The following is a 21,220-nucleotide window of genomic DNA, read 5'->3' as shown; positions in this document are numbered from 1 at the left end:
ATGCCAGCGCAATGTGGGTAAATGGTGACGTTTATCGCATTTCATCCGGTGCTGCGGTCCCGGTTATACCGAGCCCTGACTTCAAAACCGACGCGACTGCGTACACCAACCCAAGTCTGGCAATGGTCAATTCTCGGTTTTTATCGTTAACAAATCGTAATTCCGGAAAATCTTTACCTTTGTTCCAGTGTCCATGCAGCGAACTGGCCAGATCAAACAGGTAAAAAGCGATGCGATGCGGCTCCTGAGCCTGCGCTGCAGCCTCTATGACTCGCGGGAATTCCGCAAGCTTCGCAACGAGCTGCAGTTCGGCGGGATCGACGATCCTGCCATCGACGGCCTTGGCCAGATCGAGCGAGGCTATATCGAGGTCGGGAAAGGCTTCCCTTGCCTGCCGGAAGATCGACATGCAACGGGCATGGGCATATTGCACGTAGAAAACAGGATTGTCCTTCGACTGCTCGGTGACCTTGGCGAAATCGAAGTCTAGTGGCTCGGAACTCTTTCTGTAGAGCATCATGAAGCGCACGGAATCGCGGCCGACTTCCTCGACCACGTCGCGCAGCGTCACGAAGTCGCCGGAGCGCTTCGACATCTTCACCGGCTCGCCGTTGCGGAAGAGCTTGACGAGCTGGCACAACAGCACCGTCAGTTTCGCCTGCCCGTCCGAGACGCCACGCGCCACAGCTTCGAGCCGCTTGACGTAGCCGCCGTGATCGGCGCCCAGGACATAGACCATCTCGTTGAAGCCTCGGTCGTACTTGTTCTTGAAGTAGGCAACGTCGGCGGCAAAATAGGTATAGGATCCATCCGACTTGATCAGTGGCCGATCGATGTCGTCACCAACCTCCGTCGAGCGGAACAGTGTCTGCTCGCGATCTTCCCAGTCCTCCGGCAACTGCCCCTTCGGTGGCGGCAGCGTTCCCTTGTAGACAAATCCCTTGAAGGTCAGGTCGTTGATCGCAGTGCGGATCGGCGCCGCGCCATTGTCATGCAGGGTGCGTTCGGAGAAAAAGACGTCATGCCGGACGTTGAGCGCAGCCAGATCCTCCCGGATCATCACCATCATCGCGTCGATCGCCTTGTCCTTGACGATAGGCAGCCATTGAGCTTCCGGCATGCCCCTGAGCTTGGTGCCGAACTCCTCGGCCAGCGCCTTGCCAAGCGGCACCAGGTAGTCGCCAGGATATAGGCCGGCCGGTATCTCACCGATCTGCTCGCCGAGTGCCTCGCGGTAGCGAAGAAACACTGAACGGGCCAGGACGTCGATCTGCGACCCGGCATCGTTGATGTAGTATTCCTTGGTGACCGCATAGCCGGCGAACTGCAGCAGGTTTGCCAGCGTGTCGCCGATCACAGCGCCACGGCAATGGCCGACATGCATCGGGCCTGTTGGATTGGCGGAGACATATTCGACATTGACCTTGCGGCCTGCGCCAACCTCCGAGCGACCAAAGACCTCGCCGCCCGTTATGATCGCGGCAAGTAGCCGCTGCCAATAGCCGACGGAAAGACGGATATTGATAAAGCCCGGACCGGCGACGGAAACCTCGGCGACGTCTGGATCTTCCCTCAACTTGACGCTGATTATGTCGGCCAGCGCGCGCGGACTGGTGCCGACCGCCTTGGCGAGCACCATGGCCGCATTGGTGGCGACGTCGCCATGGCTAGCATCGCGTGGCGGCTCTACACCGACACGCCCGAAGTCGAGTTCAGATCGCTTTTCCTTGATGATATCAATCTGTTCAAGAGCGTTCTTAATTCTATCTTCGAAGTCTGTGAAAAGGTTCATCGTATCTTCCACGCATAGGCCTGGCCGTCCGGACGTCCGTCTGGCGCCCGCTGCCTATCGCAAATCAGGAGTCTGGTCAAACAGCCGCTTGTGGGCGCTGATGGCATATGTATCGGTCATTCCAGCTAGGTAATCGCCGACGTGGCGCGCCTTGGCGGCATCACCGAGGCCGGCTATATGGTCCACCCAGTAGTGGCTCTGCATCTGGCGCGGATCGTTCATATAAGCCTGAAAGAGATCGGCCACTATCTGCGCCGCACCGGCCCGTATGCGCATGATATCCGGATGGCGATAAATGCGCTTGAAGAGCATCGCCTTGATCTGCTTGTCGGTTTCGGCCATGTCTTTCGAAAAAGTGGCGATCACGCGGCCGGCGTTGCGAACGTCCTGCGCACTCTCCGGTCGGACTTCCGCGAGCGCGGCCTGCGACACGGAAATCACATCCTCGACCATTCGCGTGATCTGACGCCTCATGATTTCATGAGTAAAGCGGCTCGCCTCCAACCCCGGATACCGGTCCCTCACCTCTGCCATGAGGCCGGCCAGAAACGGAATGTCCTCGAGCACCTCGAACGTCAGATAGCCCGAGCGCAGACCGTCGTCGATGTCATGGGTGTTGTAGGCGATATCGTCGGCGATCGCCGCGACCTGAGCCTCGAGGCTGGCATAGCTTGCTATCTCGAGATCGTGGATCTCGCAGTAATCCAGGATCGGCTGCGCGACCGGCCCATGCGTGCCCTTACCATCAGGCGTAAGCAGCGGGCCATTGTGCTTGACCAGCCCTTCAAGGGTTTCCCATGTCAGGTTCAGACCATCGAACTCGGCATAGCGGCGCTCGAGCTTGGTGACGATGCGCAGCGACTGCGCATTGTGGTCGAAGCCGCCATAGGGCTGCAGCGCTTCGTGCAGGGCATCCTCGCCGGTATGTCCGAAGGGCGTATGGCCGAAGTCGTGGACCAGGGCCACGCCTTCGGCCAGATCCTCGTCGAGCTTGAGGGCACGAGCCAGCGCACGGGCGACCTGCGCCACCTCGATGGTGTGCGTAAGCCTTGTCCGATAGTGATCGCCGTCCTGCGCGATGAAGACCTGCGTCTTGTGCTTCAGCCGCCGAAATGCCGTGGTGTGGACAATGCGGTCGCGGTCGCGCTGGAAATCGGATCGCGTCGGACTGTCGGATTCCGCATAGAGCCGCCCGCGGGTGGTCCAGGGATCTGCCGCATAGACCGCTCTTTCACCGTATCCGAAACCGAGTGCATGTCTGTCGATCGTCATTATCCATCCATCCGGCGCCTGCCCATTGACGCCGCTTCTCTGCATTCATACCTATACTCACAACAAACGGCAAAGACAGGGCCTTCCAATAGGTGGAAACTGTTTGCTGTCACCGGTCTCGCATTTATGATAAAGGCTATTCTTATCAGCCGTTTGAAAGCGGATCACAACTGGTTCTCTCCGGATCTTGACCCCGGCCAAGAGGAAAGCATGACTGAAGCAAACGTAACCCTTTCGGATTCCGCCGCCAAGCGAATCGCTGCGATCGTCGGCGCTGAAGCGGGAAAAAGTGCGCTGCGCGTCGCCGTTGAAGGCGGTGGCTGCTCGGGGTTCTCCTACAAATTCGATCTGGCCGATGGACCGCAGGATGACGACACCATCGTCGCCAAGGGAAATGCCACGGTTTTGATCGACAAATTATCGTTGATCTACATGGCAGGCTCTGAAATCGACTTCGTCGACAACCTGCTGGGGCAATCCTTTCAGATCAAGAATCCGAACGCGGTCGCAAGCTGCGGATGCGGAACGAGTTTCTCCGTCTGACTGAACTTATCTGCTCCCATCAAACCGGTCTGCCGCCGTTGCGTCAGGCCGGTTTTCTTTTGGCGCGTAGCGGGTGGCCAAGGTCGATGGCTGCGGATAAAAGAGTGAGAAAGCAGAGGAAACGGCTCGTCCATGAAAATCGCCACCTGGAATATCAACGGCATCAAAGCCCGTATCGACAACCTCTGCCAGTGGCTGAAAGATTCCGATCCTGACGTTGTCTGCTTGCAGGAGATCAAGACTGTCGACGAGGGATTTCCGAGGCTTGAGATCGAGGCGCTGGGCTATCACGTCGAAACGCACGGCCAGAAGGGCTTCAACGGCGTTGCCATTCTGTCCAAGATTCGGCCGGACGAAGTCAATCGCGGACTGCCGGGCGACGAGGCCGACGAGCAATCGCGCTTCATCGAAGCGGTGTTCTCCCTCCCCGGCAACCGTGCGGTTCGCGTCTGCTGCCTTTATCTGCCGAACGGCAATCCGATCGACACTGAAAAATACACCTACAAACTCGCCTGGATGGAGCGGCTGGCGACATTTGCCGCCGGACGGCTTGCGCTTGAAGAGCCGCTGATCCTTGCCGGCGACTACAATGTCATTCCTGAGCCGCACGATTGCTTCGATCCGAAAGTCTGGGAGAACGACGCGCTGTTCCTGCCGCAGACACGCCAGGCGTTCCGACGCCTCGAAAATCTGGGGCTGACCGACGCGATCCGCGCGACATCGGACGCCGTAAAGCTCTATACATTCTGGGACTATCAAGCCGGAGCCTGGCCAAAAAACAACGGCATCCGCATCGATCACCTGATGCTCTCGCCAGAGGCTGCCGATTGCATGACGGCTGCGGCGGTCGAGAAGCACGTCCGTGCCTGGGAAAAGCCGTCGGATCACGTGCCGGTCGTGGCGCATTTCGATTTCGCGGGATAGGTCCCAAGGCGCCAACTGATTTGGCGTCGCGGCATATGAAAAACTATTCGGCGCCGGCAACGTCGAGTTGGTGCGCCATGGATACGGCTACCCGCCGGTCACTCTCGTTAGCAATCGAGAATGCCTGCTCCTGCAGGTCCTGCATCCACTGACAGTCCTTCGGCTTGCACTTGTCGAGGGCGGCCGTCATGAAGGCCAGCCCACGCACGGACTGCCCTTCCTGGAAGAGGATGTTGCCGAAGACGGACATCGCACCGGGATGGCCGCTCTTGCGGGCCTGGTTCAGCCATTTCTTCGCCTGCTGCACGTTTGGCGTACCGCCCTCGCCGTCCAGCATCATCTGAGCAAGCTGGAATTGCGCCTCGGGAATACCGAAGGTCGACGCAACCTGGAAATAGAGCTGCCGCGCCTGGCTGAGGTCGGTCTTGACGGGTGTATTGGGAATGCCGCTCTTGTAATAGCTGGCAAGAGCCAGCAGCGCGTTGATGAAGAAGCCGGTATCCTCGGAACCGGGCTCCACGCCCTGTTGCGCGATCTCGCTGTAAATCTTGAACGCCTCGAAATCATTCTGGGCGACGCCGTCGCCATCGGCATACATATTGGCAAGCGCCCAGCGCGAGCCGGTATGGCCTTTTTCGGCAGCATACTTGTAGGCCTCGACGGCCTCTTCCTTCTGGCCGTTCTTGTAGGCCTTGAAACCGAACTTGAAGAGGTCGAAAGGCCCCGATTCCTTGGTGACCCCAGCATTGATGTCGAATGCGCGCGCAGGGCTTGCAACCGCTGCCAGAACGGCAAGCGACAGGCCCATAAGCATAACTCTCACTGATATGAACTCGGACTTACGCATAGCAGTCGATTTCTTTCGCTTCACCCGAATTTGCCACGATGCCCCCTGCACCGTCCCACTTCCGGATGTATTCCCCCAAGCCCGGCAAACCGGCACAAACCCCACCAGAAGGAGCTCGTGCCTTGCCTCCGGCCCATACCCCTCCGAGGAGAGGTTCCTGTTGTCCTGCACCACCGCTCGCCACGGGCAAATCGGCGATCGATCGCGCACTTTCCGTCCATCGAGCGACGCCGGCAAAATGCCGATCGCCACATTTTTCAGCGTAGCCGGAAATTGTGTCCAAACCAGCATTGGCAGAGCCGTCATGGCGTTCCAACGCCCCAACGCAGCTCATCTCGATCATCTGATAAAATGGCGAGGTGGTCTTCCTGCCGCTGGGTTTCCCCTGCAAATAGGCATATTTCGGCACTGGCGAGGCAACTATCGCCCCGACGCCGGAATGCTCATTCTGCACAAGTGAAAACTGACCCATTTACGTCTTAAGCACTTTCTTCTGTGGCTCGCCCCAAGCCCGGATGTATCGCTGCGCTCTATTTGTGGCGGGAAATGGACAAATTAGGAGCACCTCAATCAGGCGCAAACGGTTGCAAAAGAGTGTTGCTGAATCAGCACAAAGAAAGCATGCCACGCGCACAAAAATGCGTTGGCCAACCCAGTATATTTGGCGGCCCGCGAACTGACGTTACTGGAGTTAAACTGGCACTGTCGCATCGTATACCGATGAGCGCGCTGGATGCGCGGCTCACGATTTCAACCGGCACACGATGTTGCCGCCGGGCAATGCTGCCAGGGCGGCGTTTGCTTAGAACTTGACCTTCATCGAAGTCGACACGGCGGCCACAAGATCGTTGCCGAAACTGTAGGTGGCCTCGTCGCCATAGGTGACGCCGTTCGACACGACGGTCCCGGATTTGCCGCTGGTGAGGATGCCCAGCGCGCCTGCGAGCGTAAACTCGACATGTTGCGTTGGAGCGTAGGAGACGCCGACGCCGAGCGTCCAGACATCCGTCTGCATGCCATAACCCTGGCTGGTGCCTTCGTCCCACGTCAAGCTGACGGCACCGCTCCATTGGTCGTTGAACTTATGTCCAATGCCGCCGTTGATGGTCCAACCGTCACGGTAGAGAAGATCGAGTGAGGTCAGTTCGACAGCGCTTCCCGGCTTGCAGGCTACTTTGCCGCGGGTCGATTTCGGGCAGAAGGAGACGCTCTGCAGAACGCTCCAGTTGGTCCACTTCACCGACCCGAATGCAAGCCAGTCCGGCGCGATGCCTGTCTGCAGCTTCAACTCGATCGAATCTGGCGCCGTGGCGGAACCATAGACCGGCGTAACCACACCCAGGGCCGGGTTTGACAATGCCGGAATGCCGGCGATGTGCGGAACCTGGGTCAGATCCACCGTTCCGGAAAGATTGTCGTATTTAACCTGGCTGTTGTAGACGAGGCTGGTCCGAAATGCATATTCCGGAATCTCGTAGGCAGCACCGGCACGCCATCCCCAGCCTTGGTCGCTCACGTTGAGCGTGCCCGTTCCGTCGTAGCGGCTGGACAGCGACGCCGGAAGCGTCGTCACGAGCTGTTCCTTGTAGCCGGTCACTTCCTGGAAAAAGCCGCCACCAATGAGACGAATCTGACCCGGACCGGCATCGAACTTGTAAGAGCAGGTTGCGCCGTAGTTATGGGTGCGAATCTTCTGTTCGACGTCGTAGTTGGCGCCAGCCCAGTTCAAGCCGGGATCGGAGTGGGCGCCGAACGGCTCGGAATAATCAAACATGCAATCGACGTCGTCGGTGATGCCGATCTTGGCGCTGAAATAGGGAACGGCATAGCCCGAGGTTTCGTCAGCGGTGTTTGGGCGCGTCAGGTTGAGGTTGCCATTTTTCGGATTGACGTCCTTGACGTTCTTGAGCTTGCGGTCCGGCATGACATAGGTGACGCCGCCATCAATCACATAGCGTGACGTGTCGAACAGCCGATCAATATCGTAGCCACCGCGTTCTATCCCTCCTGCGAAGGCAACGTTTGTGATCACCGAATAGGTGACAAGCGCCAAAGCGCCGCTCCAAACGATACGATATCCCATGTCTTTTCCCCCGTTTTCGTATTCTTTGGGGTCCGTCTTAAAGCGCTCACCCAATTTGGCAATGTGAGGCCTACCCCTGTCGTTGTGCGACATAGTGACCGACTTACGTAAAAAAATGATTTGCACGCCGAGAAGTAGCGATATTTAAACATTTTTTGCTTTTCCAATGCCGATATAGGCTCGCAAATAGATTCTCATTCTTCATTAGCCAGCTGTTGTTACAATCTGACAACAGTTTTGATTTTCAGAACCCCTAGCTATTTAGGGGTAATCTACAGGCCATGCGCGGAGCTGGAGGACTGCTTCCGGGGATTTTCGTGGACTCTTTTCCCGTTCAATCGGCACAGAAAAGCAAAAAGGGCATGCCGGTTTCGCCGGCATGCCCTTTTCAAATGCGGATAGTACAGAATCAGCCGACTTCGCTGACCCTTGCCAACGCAACCTGCAGGCTCGAAAGCTGGTTCTCCAATTCCTCGAGACGATCGCGCTCTGCGGAAACGACATCGGGGTTTGCGTTTGCCACGAATTTCTCGTTCGACAGCTTGCCGACGATGCGCGCGATCTCGGATTCTGTCTTGGCGGTAGCTTTTTCCAGCCGGCTCTTTTCGGCATCGAGATCGATCAGGCTGCCGAGTGGCAAGCAAACCGTAGCCTCCGCCACGACGATCTGTGCCGCGCCCTTGGGTGCCGTCTCGGCGAGTGAGATACCCTCTACGCGGGCCAGACGCTTGATCGCCGCATCATGGCGATAAAGTCGCTCCCGCGTCACGCTGTTCGCGCCGATAAGGACCAGAGGTGCCGTGGCGGACGGCGGCACGTTCATCTCGGAGCGCACCGAGCGGATGCCCGAAACGAGATCGATCAGCCAGTTGATTTCGTCTGCGGCGACATCATCGGCGTAGGATGGGACAGGCCATTGCGCGTGGCAGATCAGCCCGTCGCGCACGGCGCCCTCGCCGGCCGTATGTTCCCACAGCTCTTCGGTCATGAACGGCATGAAGGGATGCAGGAGCTTGTAGATTTCCTCCAGGACATAAGCGCTGCAGGCCTGCGCTTCGGCTTTCGCGCCCTCGTCGTTGCCGATAAAGACAGGCTTCAGCAGTTCCAGGTACCAATCGCAGAACTGATTCCAGACGAAGCGATAGAGAGCGCTGGCGGCGTCGTTAAAGCGGTAGGCTTCGAGCGCCTCGGTGACATCGCGCTCGGTGCGGGCAAGCTCCGTAAGGATCCAGCGGTTGATCGTCAGCTCGGCCGCCTCAGGAACGAAATGCGGATCGCTCTTGACGCCGTTCATCTCGGCAAAGCGCGTGGCGTTCCAGAGCTTGGTGCCGAAATTGCGGTAGCCGGCAATGCGCGCCGGGTCGAGCTTCACGTCGCGTCCCTGAGCGGCCATGATCGCCAGGGTAAAGCGAAGCGAGTCGGCGCCGTATTGGTCGATGAGTTCGAGCGGATCGATGACGTTGCCCTTGGACTTCGACATCTTCTGCCCGTTCTTGTCGCGCACCAACGCGTGGACATAGACCGTGCTGAACGGCTCGACTGGCTCGCCGTCTTCGTCCTTCATGAAATGCAGACCCATCATCATCATCCTGGCGACCCAGAAGAAGATGATATCGAAGCCGGTCACCAGGACGTTGGTTGGATAGTAGCGAGCGAGTTCCGGGGTCTCCTCCGGCCAGCCGAGCGTCGAGAACGGCCAGAGCGCCGAGGAAAACCAGGTGTCGAGCACATCCTCGTCGCGCGTGAGGATTTCGCCCGGCCTGAAGTTTTCCAGCAGGTCTTCGACATAGGCCTTCATCGGGCCTTCGTGCGACAGATAGTGCTGGATGGCCGCTTGCAGTGCTTCTTCCTCGGTCTTCTCAACGAAGACCTGTCCGTCCGGACCATACCAGGCCGGGATTTGATGGCCCCACCACAGCTGGCGCGAAATGCACCAGGGCTGGATGTTTTCCATCCATTCGTAATAGGTCTTGTCCCAGCTCTTCGGAACGAGCCGGGTGCGCCCTTCCCTGACCGAGGCGATCGCCGGCTCGGCCAGCGTCTTGGCGTCGACATACCACTGCTCGGTCAGGCGCGGCTCGATCGGCACGCCGCCGCGGTCTCCGTGCGGGACAGTGTGCTTATGCGGCTCTATGCGCTCGACCAGGTCAGCCTCTTCCATGATGCGGACGATGATCTTGCGCGCCTCGAAGCGGTCCTTGCCCTCGAGCTCGTCCCAGGCTCCGTGGAGGGCCGCTGGATTGTCGAGGCCCTCAAGGAAATCCTCGTTGTCCTTGATGGTGATGCGACCGTCGGTGGTCAGCACGTTGACGATCCTGAGCCCCGTCCGCTTGCCGACGTCAAAGTCGTTGAAGTCGTGGGCCGGGGTCATCTTGACGGCTCCGGAGCCCGCCGTCGGATCGGGATATTCGTCGGCGACAACGGGAATACGGCGGCCGACGATCGGCAGGATGACATGCTTGCCGACGATCGACTTGTAGCGCTCGTCGCTCGGATGAACGGCGATGCCGGTGTCGCCCAGCATGGTTTCCGGGCGCGTCGTCGCGACGACGAGATAGTCGCGCGTTTCCCATTCGGTCGGCTTGCCTTCATCGTCGAGGGCGATCGGATGCTGGTAGGTGACGCCCTCCTCCAGTGGGTAGCGCAGATACCAGAGATTACCGTTGACCTCGATCTGCTCGACCTCGATATCGGAAATCGCTGTCAGCAGCTTCGGATCCCAATTGACGAGGCGCTTATCCTTGTAAATCAGGCCTTCCTTGTAGAGCGAAACGAAAACCTCAAGAACGGCGGCCGACAGACCCTCGTCCATGGTGAAGCGCTCGCGCGACCAGTCGCAGGACGCCCCAAGCCGCTTCAGCTGATTGAAGATCAGGCCGCCGGATTCTTCCTTCCACTCCCAGATCTTGTCGATGAAAGCCTCGCGGCCCATTTCCCACCGGCCAGGCAGCTTCTTTTGAGCGAGCTGACGCTCGACGACCATCTGCGTCGCTATCCCCGCATGGTCCATCCCCGGCTGCCAGAGAACATCCTTGCCCCGCATGCGTTCAAAGCGCACCAGGATGTCCTGCAGAGTGTTGTTGAGCGCATGGCCCATGTGCAGGGAGCCGGTGACGTTCGGCGGTGGGATGACGATAGTGAATGTCTCGGCACCGGGCCTGGCGTTCGCACCGGCGCGAAAAGCATCCGCCTCTTCCCATTTCCGGGCGATCTTCGGTTCGACAGCGGCGGAATCGTAGGTCTTTTCGAGCATTTTTGGACCGGATCTGGAGGGTTCGTTGATGCGAGTTTGTAAATAGGATGGCTGCCGGCAAGTCAATAAAAAAGCCGCCCCGGCGCCCGGAGCGGCATGTTGCACAAGCGACAGGCGACAAGCAACCAACCCGTCAGCGGCGCGGCCCGCGGGCGACGCGCTCGATCTCCTCGCGGACGAGGCGCTCGACCAGCGTCGGCAAATTATCGTCCAGCCAATCCTGCAGCATCGGGCGCAACATATCCTGGGCGATCTCATCAAGCGAGCGACGTTCGCCGCCGTCAATCGCAGCAGCAAGCTCACTGAAGGATCGTGCGATCTGCTCACCCGCTGCTTCAGACAATAGAACCTGCGGCATCTCTTCCTGAAGCTGCGGCAGGAAGCGGTTTTCGGATTCCCGGACGGCGTGCACCTGCGGTGCGGACTGCTGCTCCGCTGGTATTGGGTCGACCGTCAGCGGCTCGACAACGGTTGCCGCCTCCGAGACGAGATGGACATTCTCGGCGGCGTCGCGGCTTTCCTGCTGCGGCTGCTCGACCGGTCGGATGGGAACCACTACCTCGGGCTGCCGGGCTGGTGTCGGAGCGAGATCGGCCGACATGGAATCCGTGACGACAGAACGAAGCGGTGGAGTGACGGTCTCTTCACGCGCCTCCGCAAGACGGGCGGCCATGGCGGGAGGCAGTTCGCGCGGCTGTGGAGCATCGCGTGAAATATTCGGCTGGGCCGGGCCGCGATCCGAAGCCGCGCGGACCCGGGCTGCCACATCGGCCAGCGACATTGCACGAGCCGGAGCCTCCTGCTCGCGGGCAGCACTTTGCGAGTTGGCGGCGACAAAGCGCGGCGGGGCGTCGTCGAAATCAGTGGCAACCAATTCATCGTCGACAGTCAGATGGATGTCGTCGGCATCCTCGTCGGATACTGCATAGACGGGTGGCAGCGAGGGCGATATGGCGTTGCCCGCGCCGGGCTCGTTACTTTCGATGATCTTGCGGATCGACGCAAGAATCTCTTCCATGGACGGTTCACGCGCTACATTTGGCTGAGCCATATTCATCCCCGTTATCCCTGAAACCGAGGCCGGAATTCATGTTGCGGCACCCGAATCACCGCCACCTTAGGATACTCTCATGGGGAAAAAAATCATCGCGAATCAACTAAATGCCGCGATGCACAGTTTTGTTGCCGATGTCTAGCCGTCTACAAAGAGCATTCATGCAAAACGAGAAACGGGCGCCAGAAGCGCCCGATTTCGATGATGTTTCACAAATCAACAGTCGCTGATCAGAAAACGAATTCCTTCGCTTTTGAAAAGCCCGGCAGCGGCTTGACGGAGGCATTGAAGAAGACATTTTCCGAAAAGGCACCGTGCTCCCGAACGAAGACCGTGGCGCGGGCTGAATTGCCATAGCCCTTGACGGCGACCAAACGACCGTTGTCGCGAAGCTGTTCCAGAAGCGATGCAGGTACTTCCTCGACCGAGCCGTTGATGAAGATCAGGTCGTAGGGTGCGCCGGTCGCGTGTCCCTTGGCAAGATCGCCTGATGTGACCGTGATATTGCCGTAGCCAAGTTCCGCGAGCGTCGTCTTGGCGTTTGCAGCGAGGCCCTCATCGCATTCGAGCGCCACGACCGAGCCGGCGAGCAGAGACAGCAGCGCCGAGGTGTAGCCGGTACCGGCGCCAACTTCGAGGACGGCGTCTTGCTTGCCGATCGCTGCGAGCTGCAGCAACTTTGCCAGCGGCGATGCCTCCATCAGGAAACGGGCGGCCTTACCGGCTTCCGCAGGACAAATCTCGATATCATTGTCGACGTAGGCCAGCGCCTTCAGCTTTTCAGGAACAAACGCCTCACGCGGCACGGCGAAAAACGCGTTCAGCACCGAATGCGAGGTGACATCCGTCGTCCGGATCTGGTTTTCCACCATCTTCACGCGCGCTGCTTCGAAATCCATCATGTCATGTGCCCCATGGGAAAGCGGGTTGTCTGTTGTGCTTCGTGTCTTAGTCGCCTGCGCCAAAGCTTTCAAGGCATCGCAACTGTGCCCGGACAGATTCATTGGCGACGTCGCCTCGCTGCCCCATGGAGCGTTGAGAGAAGCGCAAAGAAAAAGAGGCGGATCGTTGCAGATCCGCCTCTTTGATATAATCAGTTCAATACTGAAGAAACTGGCTCCCCGGGCCGGATTCGAACCGGCGACCTGTCGATTAACAGTCGAATGCTCTACCGCTGAGCTACCAGGGAACACCGCTTGGTCGCGGCGTGAGTGGGCTAATACAAATGCTTTCTCGATTTGCCAAGCGGTTTTTTCAAAAAACTGTCTTCGCCTTGCAATATTCGCCCGCGTCACCATCTCCTGTGGATGACCGACCGTACCGGAATTCTCCCCAACGACAAAGCGAAAAGTCCCGGAAAGACGAAGACATTCGGCCTGGATCATCGCAATGGCAGGCTCGTTTTCGGATCCGTCCGGATACCTCTTCCGAAGTCGCGTGTCGCCCGCGTGTCGACGGGGATCGTGCTTCTCTTCGGTGGCTTCCTGGGCTTCCTGCCCATCCTCGGCTTCTGGATGTTTCCGCTCGGGCTATTGGTCCTGTCGCAAGACGTACCCATCGTGCGCCGCTGGCGTCGTCGTTTCGGGGTCTGGTGGGCCAGGCGGCGACGCAAATCGGAATGATCAGGCTCGACTGGGACGGCTACACTTCGCCTCCGCCCCGCCCTCGAGTCTAAAACGATGACCCATTTTCAACGCGTCGAGAGCGTTTTTGAAACATCGCCTCTTGCACTCCTTTTCGATCCGTTCTAAACGCCCGCTATCACTCGCCTTTATAACTACGGATGGCCTCGTGGCGGAGTGGTGACGCAGAGGACTGCAAATCCTCGTACCCCGGTTCAATTCCGGGCGAGGCCTCCAACCCTTCCCCACCGCTTTGCAGCGCCTTGACGACACCGACGAAATCGAGCGTGTCCTCTGGATGCAAGCCGAGCAAACCTACTTCGGCTTTCCGCTCCCGAATCTTAGCACTATCTAAAATCAAGCGCTGGCACAGCGCGCTTCACAAGCATCCGCCTTGAAATCTTCATCGCGAAGAAGCGCTCAACTGACTTAGACGCCAATAATCTAAATTATAACATAAGAAAATGCTCGCATAGAATGTTTCTTTTGCATTAAATTTTCCGTTGCGATTGAAATTTTTATAGGCTTTATTGCTGATGCCAAGCGCCGAGAGAAACATATGCAGAGCGAAGACTTCTTTACCGACGAACAAGTACGCGACCTCTTTATGAAGGGGCTTGAGTGGATAGGTCGCATAGTAAGGGGCATCTCATATTTCGTGATTGCCCTTCTCCTTATCCGTATCAACTCCTACGGTTTGCCGAATGCCACCTATCTCGCCATCGCTATCGGGCTTCTGGGATCAGGTTCTTCAAGCGCAAGAGTTGCACAATTATCCATTGCAATTCTCTTACTTATGGCTGTTCTTCCGTTGAACATGATTGGCGCGGTAAAAGTGGCGATGCGCTAACTTCTTGGAAGTGGAGCTAAGACCGCGCCGACGCGGGAGCGAGGCGCGCAGCAAGGCCAGACGCTATCGTTGACGCAGCCAGCACAAAAAACCCGGCTGACTTCCGTCAACCGGGCTGTTTCGTCGGCAACCAAACGTTAGTAGCAGACTTTTTCCTTCGTCCAGACCGAATGGCCATGGTGGTCGTGATGCTTGACCGACTTCATCATGCAATGCTTGTGCATGTGATCGTGGTGCATCGAGTGGCCATTCATGTCGTCAGCCTGGGCCGATACGCCGAAGGAAAGTACCGCTGACACTGCAACGGCCGAAGCAAGCAATAAATTTCGCATTTTTCTACCTCAATGGGAATTAACAACACCAAAACGCCGCTAGGGCGCCGTGGTTCCTGCGCGGTCGGTGACGTTTTCGTGATCGCTTTGACGATTAAGCCGACAGGATCGCGTCCCGATCGTAGATGAACCCTAAAGCCTCTTCTGCCGGCATCGCCTTGCCGAAGAGGTAGCCTTGGCCGATGTCGCAGCCGTGGCTCAGCAGATAGGACAGCTGGCTGTGCTCCTCGATACCCTCTGCGGTTGTCTTGATATTGAGGCTGCGGCCAAGTCCGAGCATGGCCCGGACGATCTTCTCCTGACGCTCGTCACTGCCATAGGTAGCCACGAAACTTTTGTCGATCTTGATCTTGTCGAACTTGTAGCGTGCCAGCTGCGCGAGGCTGGAATAGCCGGTACCGAAGTCGTCAAGTGCGATCTGGACGCCCGCCTGATGCAGATCCTCGATAATGAGCGCTGCCATATCCGGATCGCCAATTAGGGCGTTCTCGGTGATCTCTATCTCAAGGCGCTGGGGTGGCAGATCTGCGTCCTCCAAAATCTTCAATATTCGTGATGCGAGCAGCCGGTCTTCCATTTGCACCGGCGAGACGTTGAACGACAGAATGAGCTCCTCCGGCCATGACCGGGCGTCGCGGCAGGCCTGAGCAAGCAGTTGCTTGAAGAGGTCGGTGATCAATCCTGTTTCCTCGGCGACACCGATGAAATTCAGCGGTGGAACACTTACACCGTCCTCATCGACCCACCGTGCGAGCGCCTCGAAACCGCAGATATGGCCCGTGCGCAGATCGATTAGCGGCTGATAGTGCGGCCTGATCGTACCGGCCTCTATGGCGGAGCGGAGCTTGGCCTCGAAACGGGCGCTCTCCGTCACCTTGTGCTGCATGGCCGGATTGAACGCGAAAGAATGGTTCGGCCCCGTGCTTTTTGCTTCGTACATGGCTACATCGGAGCAATGCGCAACATCATCAAGGGTTTGCCCGTGGTCAGGCAGACGCGCATAGCCCACACTGGCTCCGACTTCGGCGACAAAATTGCCGATCATGATCGGTCGCGTAATCGCCTGGACGATCATCCTCGAAAACGCATCCTCCTTTGCCAGTGTCAGCCCCCTTGCGATGATGATGAATTCATCGCCGCCGAAGCGATAGACGCATGAGGGGTCGGCAAAGGCGCCCAGCCGCCGCGATACCTCGACCAGCAAGGCGTCGCCGCCCTTGTGGCCGACCAGGTCGTTGACCTTCTTGAAATCATCCAGATCGACGGAAAAAAGGGTGATGGTTGCGATATCCTGCTCGCCTGCTTGCCCGACCGAAATCTTCGTGCGTTCAAAGGCGTAGCGGTTGGGAAGCTTTGTCAGCTGATCATGTGTCGCAATCCAGTCAGCGCGGGCTTCGGCGGTGCTTCTAATATCCATTTCCTTGCGCAGATCGTAGATCCGCAACGCGGAATAAACGATGCTCATTGCACCGGCGACCCTCACCGCAAGAAAAATTGCGTCGGCACTGCGGAAGGCCATTATGAAATGCAGCAGGTTCTCGTGAAAGCGCAACTCGAATCCCAGCGTCCATAGCGAAACGCCTACTCCGAGCAATACCAGGAGTTGCTTACCTGCCCTGCTGCGGAAAAAATCGTGCATCCTCTTCCACCCCAACCCATCCAAATCCTCGATATCTCAAATAAATAAATAAATCACACCCAGCCAGCCGTTTACGGTCGTGACGGCAGGGCCTTTCCCCCATGCCAGGGCCGTCCGACAACTTCGGAGACCGAGCCGGAGCCTGACAAAAAAACTGTCACACAGCGTGTCTATAACGCCGCTGCCACGGGCTTGCGCAGGCTGCGGCCATGTGCGTTGAAGAGGGAATTCAGAAAATGCTAAAACTTAACGTATTCAAAAGCTTGCCAAAAATCAGGCACAGCCTGCCGGCAATTGCCGCGGCCGCGATGAGCCTTGCGCTGGCAATGCCGGCCGCCGCTGCTCCGGTGAAATTCGATTTCTGGTTCGGCCTTTCAGGCGACCTCGAGCGAGTTGTGCAGACGCTCTGCACGAATTTCAACAACTCGCAGACCGACTATCAGGTCACCTGCACCAGCCAGGGCAACTACGACGCAGCGCTGCAGAACACGATTGCCGCCTTCCGCGCCGGCAAGCAGCCAACGGTCGTCCAGGTCTATGACGCAGGCACCGCAACGATGATGCTCTCCGGCGCCTATTATCCGGCCGGCAAGCTGATGTCCGAAAACGGCTACAAGATCGACTGGAACGACTATTTCCCCGGCATCGGCCGCTACTACGCGACGTCAAAGGGTGAGCTTCTCTCCTTCCCGTTCAATTCCTCGACCGCCCTGCTCTACTGGAACAAGGATGCCTTCGCCAAGATCGGCAAGACCGAAGCTCCCAAGACCTGGGAAGACGCCGGCGCCGACCTCAAGGCGCTCAAGGATGCCGGCTACGAATGCCCGATGGCAATCAACATCAGCGGCAACGAGAGCTGGCAGCTGATGGAACAGTTTTCTGCGATCCACAACCAGCCCATCGCTACCGAGAACAACGGCTATGACGGTCTTGACGCCCGCCTGACGGTCAACAAGACGTCGTTCGTCAAGTACGTCACTGATCTCAAGAGCTGGTACGATCAGGGTCTCATCAAGATCAAGTCGAAGGATCTCGGGCAGGACATGGTCCAGGCCTTTGCTTCCGGCGATTGCCAGATGATCCTGACCTCCGTCGGCGACCACGGCTCCGTCACCAAGACGCAGAAGGCAGGCATGAACTGGGATGTTGCCGAACTTCCGGCATATGCCGGCACCGAGCGCAAGAACTCGCTCGTCGGCGGCGCCTCGCTCTGGGTTCTCTCCGGCAAGTCCTCCGACGAATACAAGGGCGCTGCCGCGTTCCTGAACTTCGTGCATGATCCGAAGACCGCCCTGTTCTGGTCGACCAACACCGGCTACATCCCGGTCACCAAGTCGGGCTTCGACTACATGAAATCTACGGGCTTCTACGACAAGGCACCGTACAAGGGCCGTGAAGTCGCTATCGCCAGCCTGACGGCTTCCGAGCCGACGCCGATCACCCGCGGCATTCGCCTCGGCAACTTCACGCAGATCCGCGCCGAATTCGGCAACCAGATGCAGGCAATCTTTTCCAACAAGGTGACTGTGCAGCAGGGCATCGACAATCTGGTCGCCAATGGCAACCAGGTTCTCGATCGCTTTGAAGCGACCTACAAGGGCAAGACCCTTCCCTGATCGATCAAACAAGCCGCGCCGTTCATCCGGGTTCTCTCGGATGGACGGCGTCTTTGTTATTTCGTCAGACGCACGATGCCTGACAGCCGCCGGAAGAAGCGATGGAAAAACGTACGACATTCAGCAAGGGAACGATCGGTATCCTGTTCGCGGTGCCGCAGCTCCTCCTCATCTTCACCTTCTTCTACTGGCCAGCCGGCCAGGCGGTGTGGTGGTCCCTGACCCTGCAGCAGCCTTGGGGTGGCGGCAACACCTGGGTCGGGCTCGACAATTTCCGGTCGCTACTTTCCAGCCCAGACTACTGGAACTCGATCGTTCGCAGCATGGTCTTTGCCGCAATCAGCACCGGTCTGGCGATGACGATCGGGCTTGTGCTCGCGGCATTAACGGACCGCCAGCTCACCGGATCTAAATTCTACCGCGTGGTGCTGGTCTGGCCCTACGGCATTGCCGCTCCGGCGCTGGCTCTCGCTTTCCGTTTCATCCTGGCGCCCGAAGCCGGCTTCATCTCCATCGTCAACCATTGGTGGCCCGGTATCTGGGACCCGGGCCTCGACGGAGCCGACGCCATGGCTTCCATTATCATCGCCTTTTCATGGAAGTATGTCGGCTACAACTTCATTTTCTTCCTCGCTGCGTTTCAGGCCATTCCGCGCTCGCTGATCGAAGCGGGGGCAATGGACGGCTCGGGCGTGCTCCGGCGCTTCAAGGATATTCAATTCCCGCTGATCACGCCGACGATCTTCTTCCTGCTCGTCATCAACATCACCGAAAGCTTCCAGGATTCCTTCGGCATCGTCGACATCATGACTAGCGGCGGCCCGGCGAATTCAACCAATCTGATGGTCTACAAGATCTATTTTGATGGGTTCCGGGGTCTCGACTATTCCGGCGCTGCTGCCCAGAGCATCATCCTGATGATCCTGATCGTCATCCTGACCATCTTCCAGTTCCGCTTCATCGAGCGGCGCATCCACTACAACTGAGGCGACCATGGTCGAACGCACTCCCATCCTGAATTTCGCGACCCATGTGATCCTGTTCATCGGCTTTCTCCTTGCCGTCGGACCGCTGGTGATCGTGGTGATCGCCTCGTCGCATAATCTGCATGACGTCAACCAGGTGCCGATGCCGCTTATTCCAGGCAGTGACTTCTGGAACAACATCAAGACCGCATGGACTCTGGCCGATCTCGGTCCAAAGCTCTTGAACAGCCTGGTCTTTGCCACTGGCGTTGCGGCGGGCAAGGTGATCGTTTCGGCGCTGACCGCCTTCTCGATCGTTTATTTCCGCTATCCCGGGCGCAAGGCCATCTTCTGGTTGATCTTCATTACGCTGATGTTGCCGCTCGAAGTTCGTATCGTTCCTACCTATGCGGTCGCGGCAAACGTGCTGACGCCATATCAGGCAATCCTCGACGTGACCGGGATTACCTGGCTGATAGAGAAAGTCTCCGGCATTCAGCTGTCCATGAACTTGGGGCTGCTGAACTCCTTTCCCGGCCTCATCCTGCCACTGGTCGCAACGGCGACAGGGACCTTCCTCTATCGCCAATTCTTCCTCACCATTCCAGACGAACTGACCGAGGCTGCCCGTATGGACGGCGCAGGCGCGATGCGCTTCTTCATCGATATCCTGCTGCCGCTATCGCGCACCAATATGGCGGCTCTGGGCACCATCATGTTCCTTTGGGCCTGGAACCAGTATCTCTGGCCCCTGCTGGTGACCACCGATCCGACGCACTCGACGGCCGTGACCGAACTCAAGCAGCTGATCCCGAACGTAGGCGGCGTTCCCGAGTGGAACATTGCCATGGCCGGCACGCTGATCGTCATGCTGCCGCCGCTCATTGTCGTCGTTCTGATGCAACGTTGGTTCGTGCGCGGGCTGATCGCTACGGAGAAATGAGACGGTCCTATCGTCCGGTGTATACGAATGGCGGGCCGCGAGGTCCGCCATTTCTCATTCGAGGTGTCGGCAAGATGATGGCAACTCAGCTGATTGCCCGGAACAGCAAAAAGCCGCCAAAGCGAACTTCAGCGGCTGCGACAGGTGGCGCAGAAGGATCTGCCTAGCTATACGAAACAAGATCCCTCACCGGCGCCGCAACGGATGTCGCATCCAGACGGATGCCGGTCTCGTTGGAGAATAGGTGAATGTGCTCCAACGGCAGCTGCAGTGCGATCGTCTGGCCGGTTTCGCCTGTCGTATGGTCCGTTATGCTGAGCGCGAAGGTCGAGCCGTTGATATCGGAATGAATGACCCGGCCGGCGCCGAGTTCCTCGACGAAATCGACCGTCGCGGGGATGCTGCCGGGCGTGCCGTTCGGAACCATGCGGGCGTGCTCGGGCCTGATGCCAAGGGCTGCCGGTTTTCCTGCATTGGCCTTGCCAATCGCCGGGTCGATCGCAATGGCGATGCCATCGAAGATAAAATGCGTGCCGTCGGCTGCAAAGGTGCCTTCAAGGAAGTTCATCGCCGGCGAGCCGATGAACGAACCGACAAAGCGGGTGCGCGGCGTGTTGTACACCTCGAGCGGCGTGCCGACCTGCTCGACATTGCCCTTGTACATAACGACGAGCTTGTCAGCGAGGGTCATGGCTTCGACCTGGTCGTGGGTGACGAATACCGAGGTCGCGGAGAGGCGCTTGTGCAGGCGACGAATCTCGACGCGCATCTGCACGCGCAGCTTGGCATCGAGATTGGACAGCGGCTCGTCGAACAGGAAGACCTTCGGCTCGCGAATGATGGCGCGGCCCATGGCGACGCGCTGGCGCTGGCCACCCGAAAGCTGGCCCGGCTTGCGGTCCAGGAAGTCCTCGAGGCCGACGATGCGGGCGGTCTCCTTGATGCGGCGATCACGCTCCTCGCGCGGCACGCCGGCGACCTTCAGGGCATAGCCCATGTTGGCCGCAACATCCATGTGCGGATAAAGCGCGTAGTTCTGGAAGACCATGGCGCAGCCGCGTTCCCGCGGCTCGAGCTGATTGACGACCTTGCTGTCGATGACGATCTCGCCGCTGGTAATGTCCTCGAGTCCGGCGATCATCCGCAGCAACGTCGACTTGCCGCAACCGGATGGCCCCAGGATCACAACAAACTCGCCCGAGCGGAAATTCAGGTCGACACCATGGACGACCTTGTTGTGCCCATAGGACTTGCGGACCTGCTCGATGCGGATTTCTGCCATGGCGTTTTTCCCTGTCTGTCAATTTAAATGAGCGCTACCGAATTTGCGTTACAGAACGGTGACAACAGGCCCCGAACCTCAGGCCGGAGATCGAATTGCGAGGGGCATTTATGGGCCTCCCAACGATGAATTTTCATTTGCCCTGAAACTTTGATCCGAACCCGCCGTACATCCGTAACAGGGTCAGAACATTCCGTTTCAAG

At 58.3% G+C, this 21,220-nt stretch carries 18 protein-coding genes and 2 tRNA genes; 8 read left to right on the top strand and 12 right to left on the bottom strand.

Going from position 1 to position 21,220, the window contains the following annotated elements; translation table 11 throughout:
* Window positions 1–31: 31 nt before the first annotated feature.
* Window positions 32–1,792, bottom strand: a complete 1,761-nt coding sequence (argS, locus tag CPY51_RS20590) for an arginine--tRNA ligase (RefSeq protein WP_111162107.1) — start codon at window positions 1,790–1,792, stop codon at window positions 32–34.
* Between the two features lie 54 nt (window positions 1,793–1,846).
* Window positions 1,847–3,064, bottom strand: coding sequence for a deoxyguanosinetriphosphate triphosphohydrolase (locus CPY51_RS20585; protein WP_111162290.1), 1,218 nt, complete (start codon window positions 3,062–3,064; stop codon window positions 1,847–1,849).
* A 210-nt stretch (window positions 3,065–3,274) separates the two neighbouring features.
* Between CPY51_RS20585 and erpA the strand changes: the two genes are divergently transcribed.
* Both erpA and xth read left to right on the top strand, forming a co-directional pair.
* Window positions 3,275–3,607: an iron-sulfur cluster insertion protein ErpA gene (erpA, locus tag CPY51_RS20580; RefSeq protein WP_111162289.1), complete on the top strand. Its 333-nt coding sequence runs from the start codon at window positions 3,275–3,277 to the stop codon at window positions 3,605–3,607.
* A gap of 132 nt (window positions 3,608–3,739) precedes the next feature.
* Entirely contained in the window at window positions 3,740–4,531 is a 792-nt protein-coding gene (xth, locus tag CPY51_RS20575) for an exodeoxyribonuclease III (protein ID WP_111162106.1), read from the top strand.
* A gap of 43 nt (window positions 4,532–4,574) precedes the next feature.
* Here xth and exoR read toward each other — a convergent pair whose 3' ends face one another.
* The 7 genes from exoR to CPY51_RS20540 all read right to left on the bottom strand — a co-directional run bounded on the left by exoR (window position 4,575) and on the right by CPY51_RS20540 (window position 12,957).
* Complete coding sequence (exoR, locus tag CPY51_RS20570; protein ID WP_111162105.1) at window positions 4,575–5,378, bottom strand: exopolysaccharide production regulator ExoR; 804 nt, start codon at window positions 5,376–5,378, stop codon at window positions 4,575–4,577.
* On the bottom strand, window positions 5,371–5,850 hold the full coding sequence (locus CPY51_RS20565) for a hypothetical protein (protein ID WP_111162104.1): 480 nt from the start codon (window positions 5,848–5,850) through the stop codon (window positions 5,371–5,373). Before CPY51_RS20565 ends, exoR begins: the two co-directional genes overlap by 8 nt.
* 330 nt (window positions 5,851–6,180) lie before the next feature.
* Window positions 6,181–7,461 (bottom strand): OmpP1/FadL family transporter, encoded by a 1,281-nt coding sequence (locus tag CPY51_RS20560; RefSeq protein ID WP_111162103.1) that lies wholly within the window; start codon window positions 7,459–7,461, stop codon window positions 6,181–6,183.
* Between the two features lie 409 nt (window positions 7,462–7,870).
* Window positions 7,871–10,714: a valine--tRNA ligase gene (locus tag CPY51_RS20555; protein WP_111162102.1), complete on the bottom strand. Its 2,844-nt coding sequence runs from the start codon at window positions 10,712–10,714 to the stop codon at window positions 7,871–7,873.
* 133 nt (window positions 10,715–10,847) lie between these two features.
* Window positions 10,848–11,765 (bottom strand): DUF2497 domain-containing protein, encoded by a 918-nt coding sequence (locus CPY51_RS20550; protein ID WP_111162288.1) that lies wholly within the window; start codon window positions 11,763–11,765, stop codon window positions 10,848–10,850.
* 233 nt (window positions 11,766–11,998) lie between these two features.
* The gene (locus tag CPY51_RS20545; protein ID WP_195909581.1) at window positions 11,999–12,670 is read right to left on the bottom strand and encodes a protein-L-isoaspartate O-methyltransferase family protein; all 672 of its coding nucleotides are present in this window, start codon (window positions 12,668–12,670) and stop codon (window positions 11,999–12,001) included.
* 212 nt (window positions 12,671–12,882) lie between these two features.
* Window positions 12,883–12,957: transfer RNA gene (locus tag CPY51_RS20540), tRNA-Asn, on the bottom strand.
* Window positions 12,958–13,075: 118 nt separating this feature from the next.
* Between CPY51_RS20540 and CPY51_RS20535 the strand changes: the two genes are divergently transcribed.
* The 3 genes from CPY51_RS20535 to CPY51_RS20525 all read left to right on the top strand — a co-directional run bounded on the left by CPY51_RS20535 (window position 13,076) and on the right by CPY51_RS20525 (window position 14,240).
* Complete coding sequence (locus CPY51_RS20535) at window positions 13,076–13,390, top strand: hypothetical protein (protein ID WP_111162100.1); 315 nt, start codon at window positions 13,076–13,078, stop codon at window positions 13,388–13,390.
* A gap of 163 nt (window positions 13,391–13,553) precedes the next feature.
* A tRNA-Cys gene (locus CPY51_RS20530) sits at window positions 13,554–13,627 on the top strand.
* Between the two features lie 322 nt (window positions 13,628–13,949).
* On the top strand, window positions 13,950–14,240 hold the full coding sequence (locus CPY51_RS20525) for a hypothetical protein (RefSeq protein ID WP_111162099.1): 291 nt from the start codon (window positions 13,950–13,952) through the stop codon (window positions 14,238–14,240).
* Window positions 14,241–14,377: 137 nt separating this feature from the next.
* Here the strand turns inward: CPY51_RS20525 and CPY51_RS20520 are convergent, their stop codons facing one another.
* Both CPY51_RS20520 and CPY51_RS20515 read right to left on the bottom strand, forming a co-directional pair.
* Complete coding sequence (locus tag CPY51_RS20520) at window positions 14,378–14,572, bottom strand: hypothetical protein (RefSeq protein ID WP_111162098.1); 195 nt, start codon at window positions 14,570–14,572, stop codon at window positions 14,378–14,380.
* A gap of 94 nt (window positions 14,573–14,666) precedes the next feature.
* Window positions 14,667–16,211, bottom strand: coding sequence for a putative bifunctional diguanylate cyclase/phosphodiesterase (locus tag CPY51_RS20515; protein WP_111162097.1), 1,545 nt, complete (start codon window positions 16,209–16,211; stop codon window positions 14,667–14,669).
* Window positions 16,212–16,447: 236 nt separating this feature from the next.
* Here CPY51_RS20515 and CPY51_RS20510 point away from each other — a divergent pair, with 236 nt between their 5' ends.
* The 3 genes from CPY51_RS20510 to CPY51_RS20500 all read left to right on the top strand — a co-directional run bounded on the left by CPY51_RS20510 (window position 16,448) and on the right by CPY51_RS20500 (window position 19,735).
* Window positions 16,448–17,827: an extracellular solute-binding protein gene (locus CPY51_RS20510; protein ID WP_195909580.1), complete on the top strand. Its 1,380-nt coding sequence runs from the start codon at window positions 16,448–16,450 to the stop codon at window positions 17,825–17,827.
* Window positions 17,828–17,928: 101 nt separating this feature from the next.
* Window positions 17,929–18,813, top strand: a complete 885-nt coding sequence (locus CPY51_RS20505; RefSeq protein WP_111162096.1) for a carbohydrate ABC transporter permease — start codon at window positions 17,929–17,931, stop codon at window positions 18,811–18,813.
* A gap of 7 nt (window positions 18,814–18,820) precedes the next feature.
* Window positions 18,821–19,735 (top strand): ABC transporter permease subunit, encoded by a 915-nt coding sequence (locus tag CPY51_RS20500; protein WP_111162095.1) that lies wholly within the window; start codon window positions 18,821–18,823, stop codon window positions 19,733–19,735.
* 163 nt (window positions 19,736–19,898) lie between these two features.
* Here CPY51_RS20500 and CPY51_RS20495 read toward each other — a convergent pair whose 3' ends face one another.
* The gene (locus CPY51_RS20495; RefSeq protein ID WP_111162094.1) at window positions 19,899–21,017 is read right to left on the bottom strand and encodes a sn-glycerol-3-phosphate import ATP-binding protein UgpC; all 1,119 of its coding nucleotides are present in this window, start codon (window positions 21,015–21,017) and stop codon (window positions 19,899–19,901) included.
* Between the last annotated feature and the right edge of the window lie 203 nt (window positions 21,018–21,220).

This window comes from Arminella tubonensis (assembly GCF_003240585.1).
GTDB lineage: Bacteria > Pseudomonadota > Alphaproteobacteria > Rhizobiales > Rhizobiaceae > Rhizobium > Rhizobium tubonense.
This window is presented reverse-complemented; position numbering and strand designations above follow the sequence as displayed.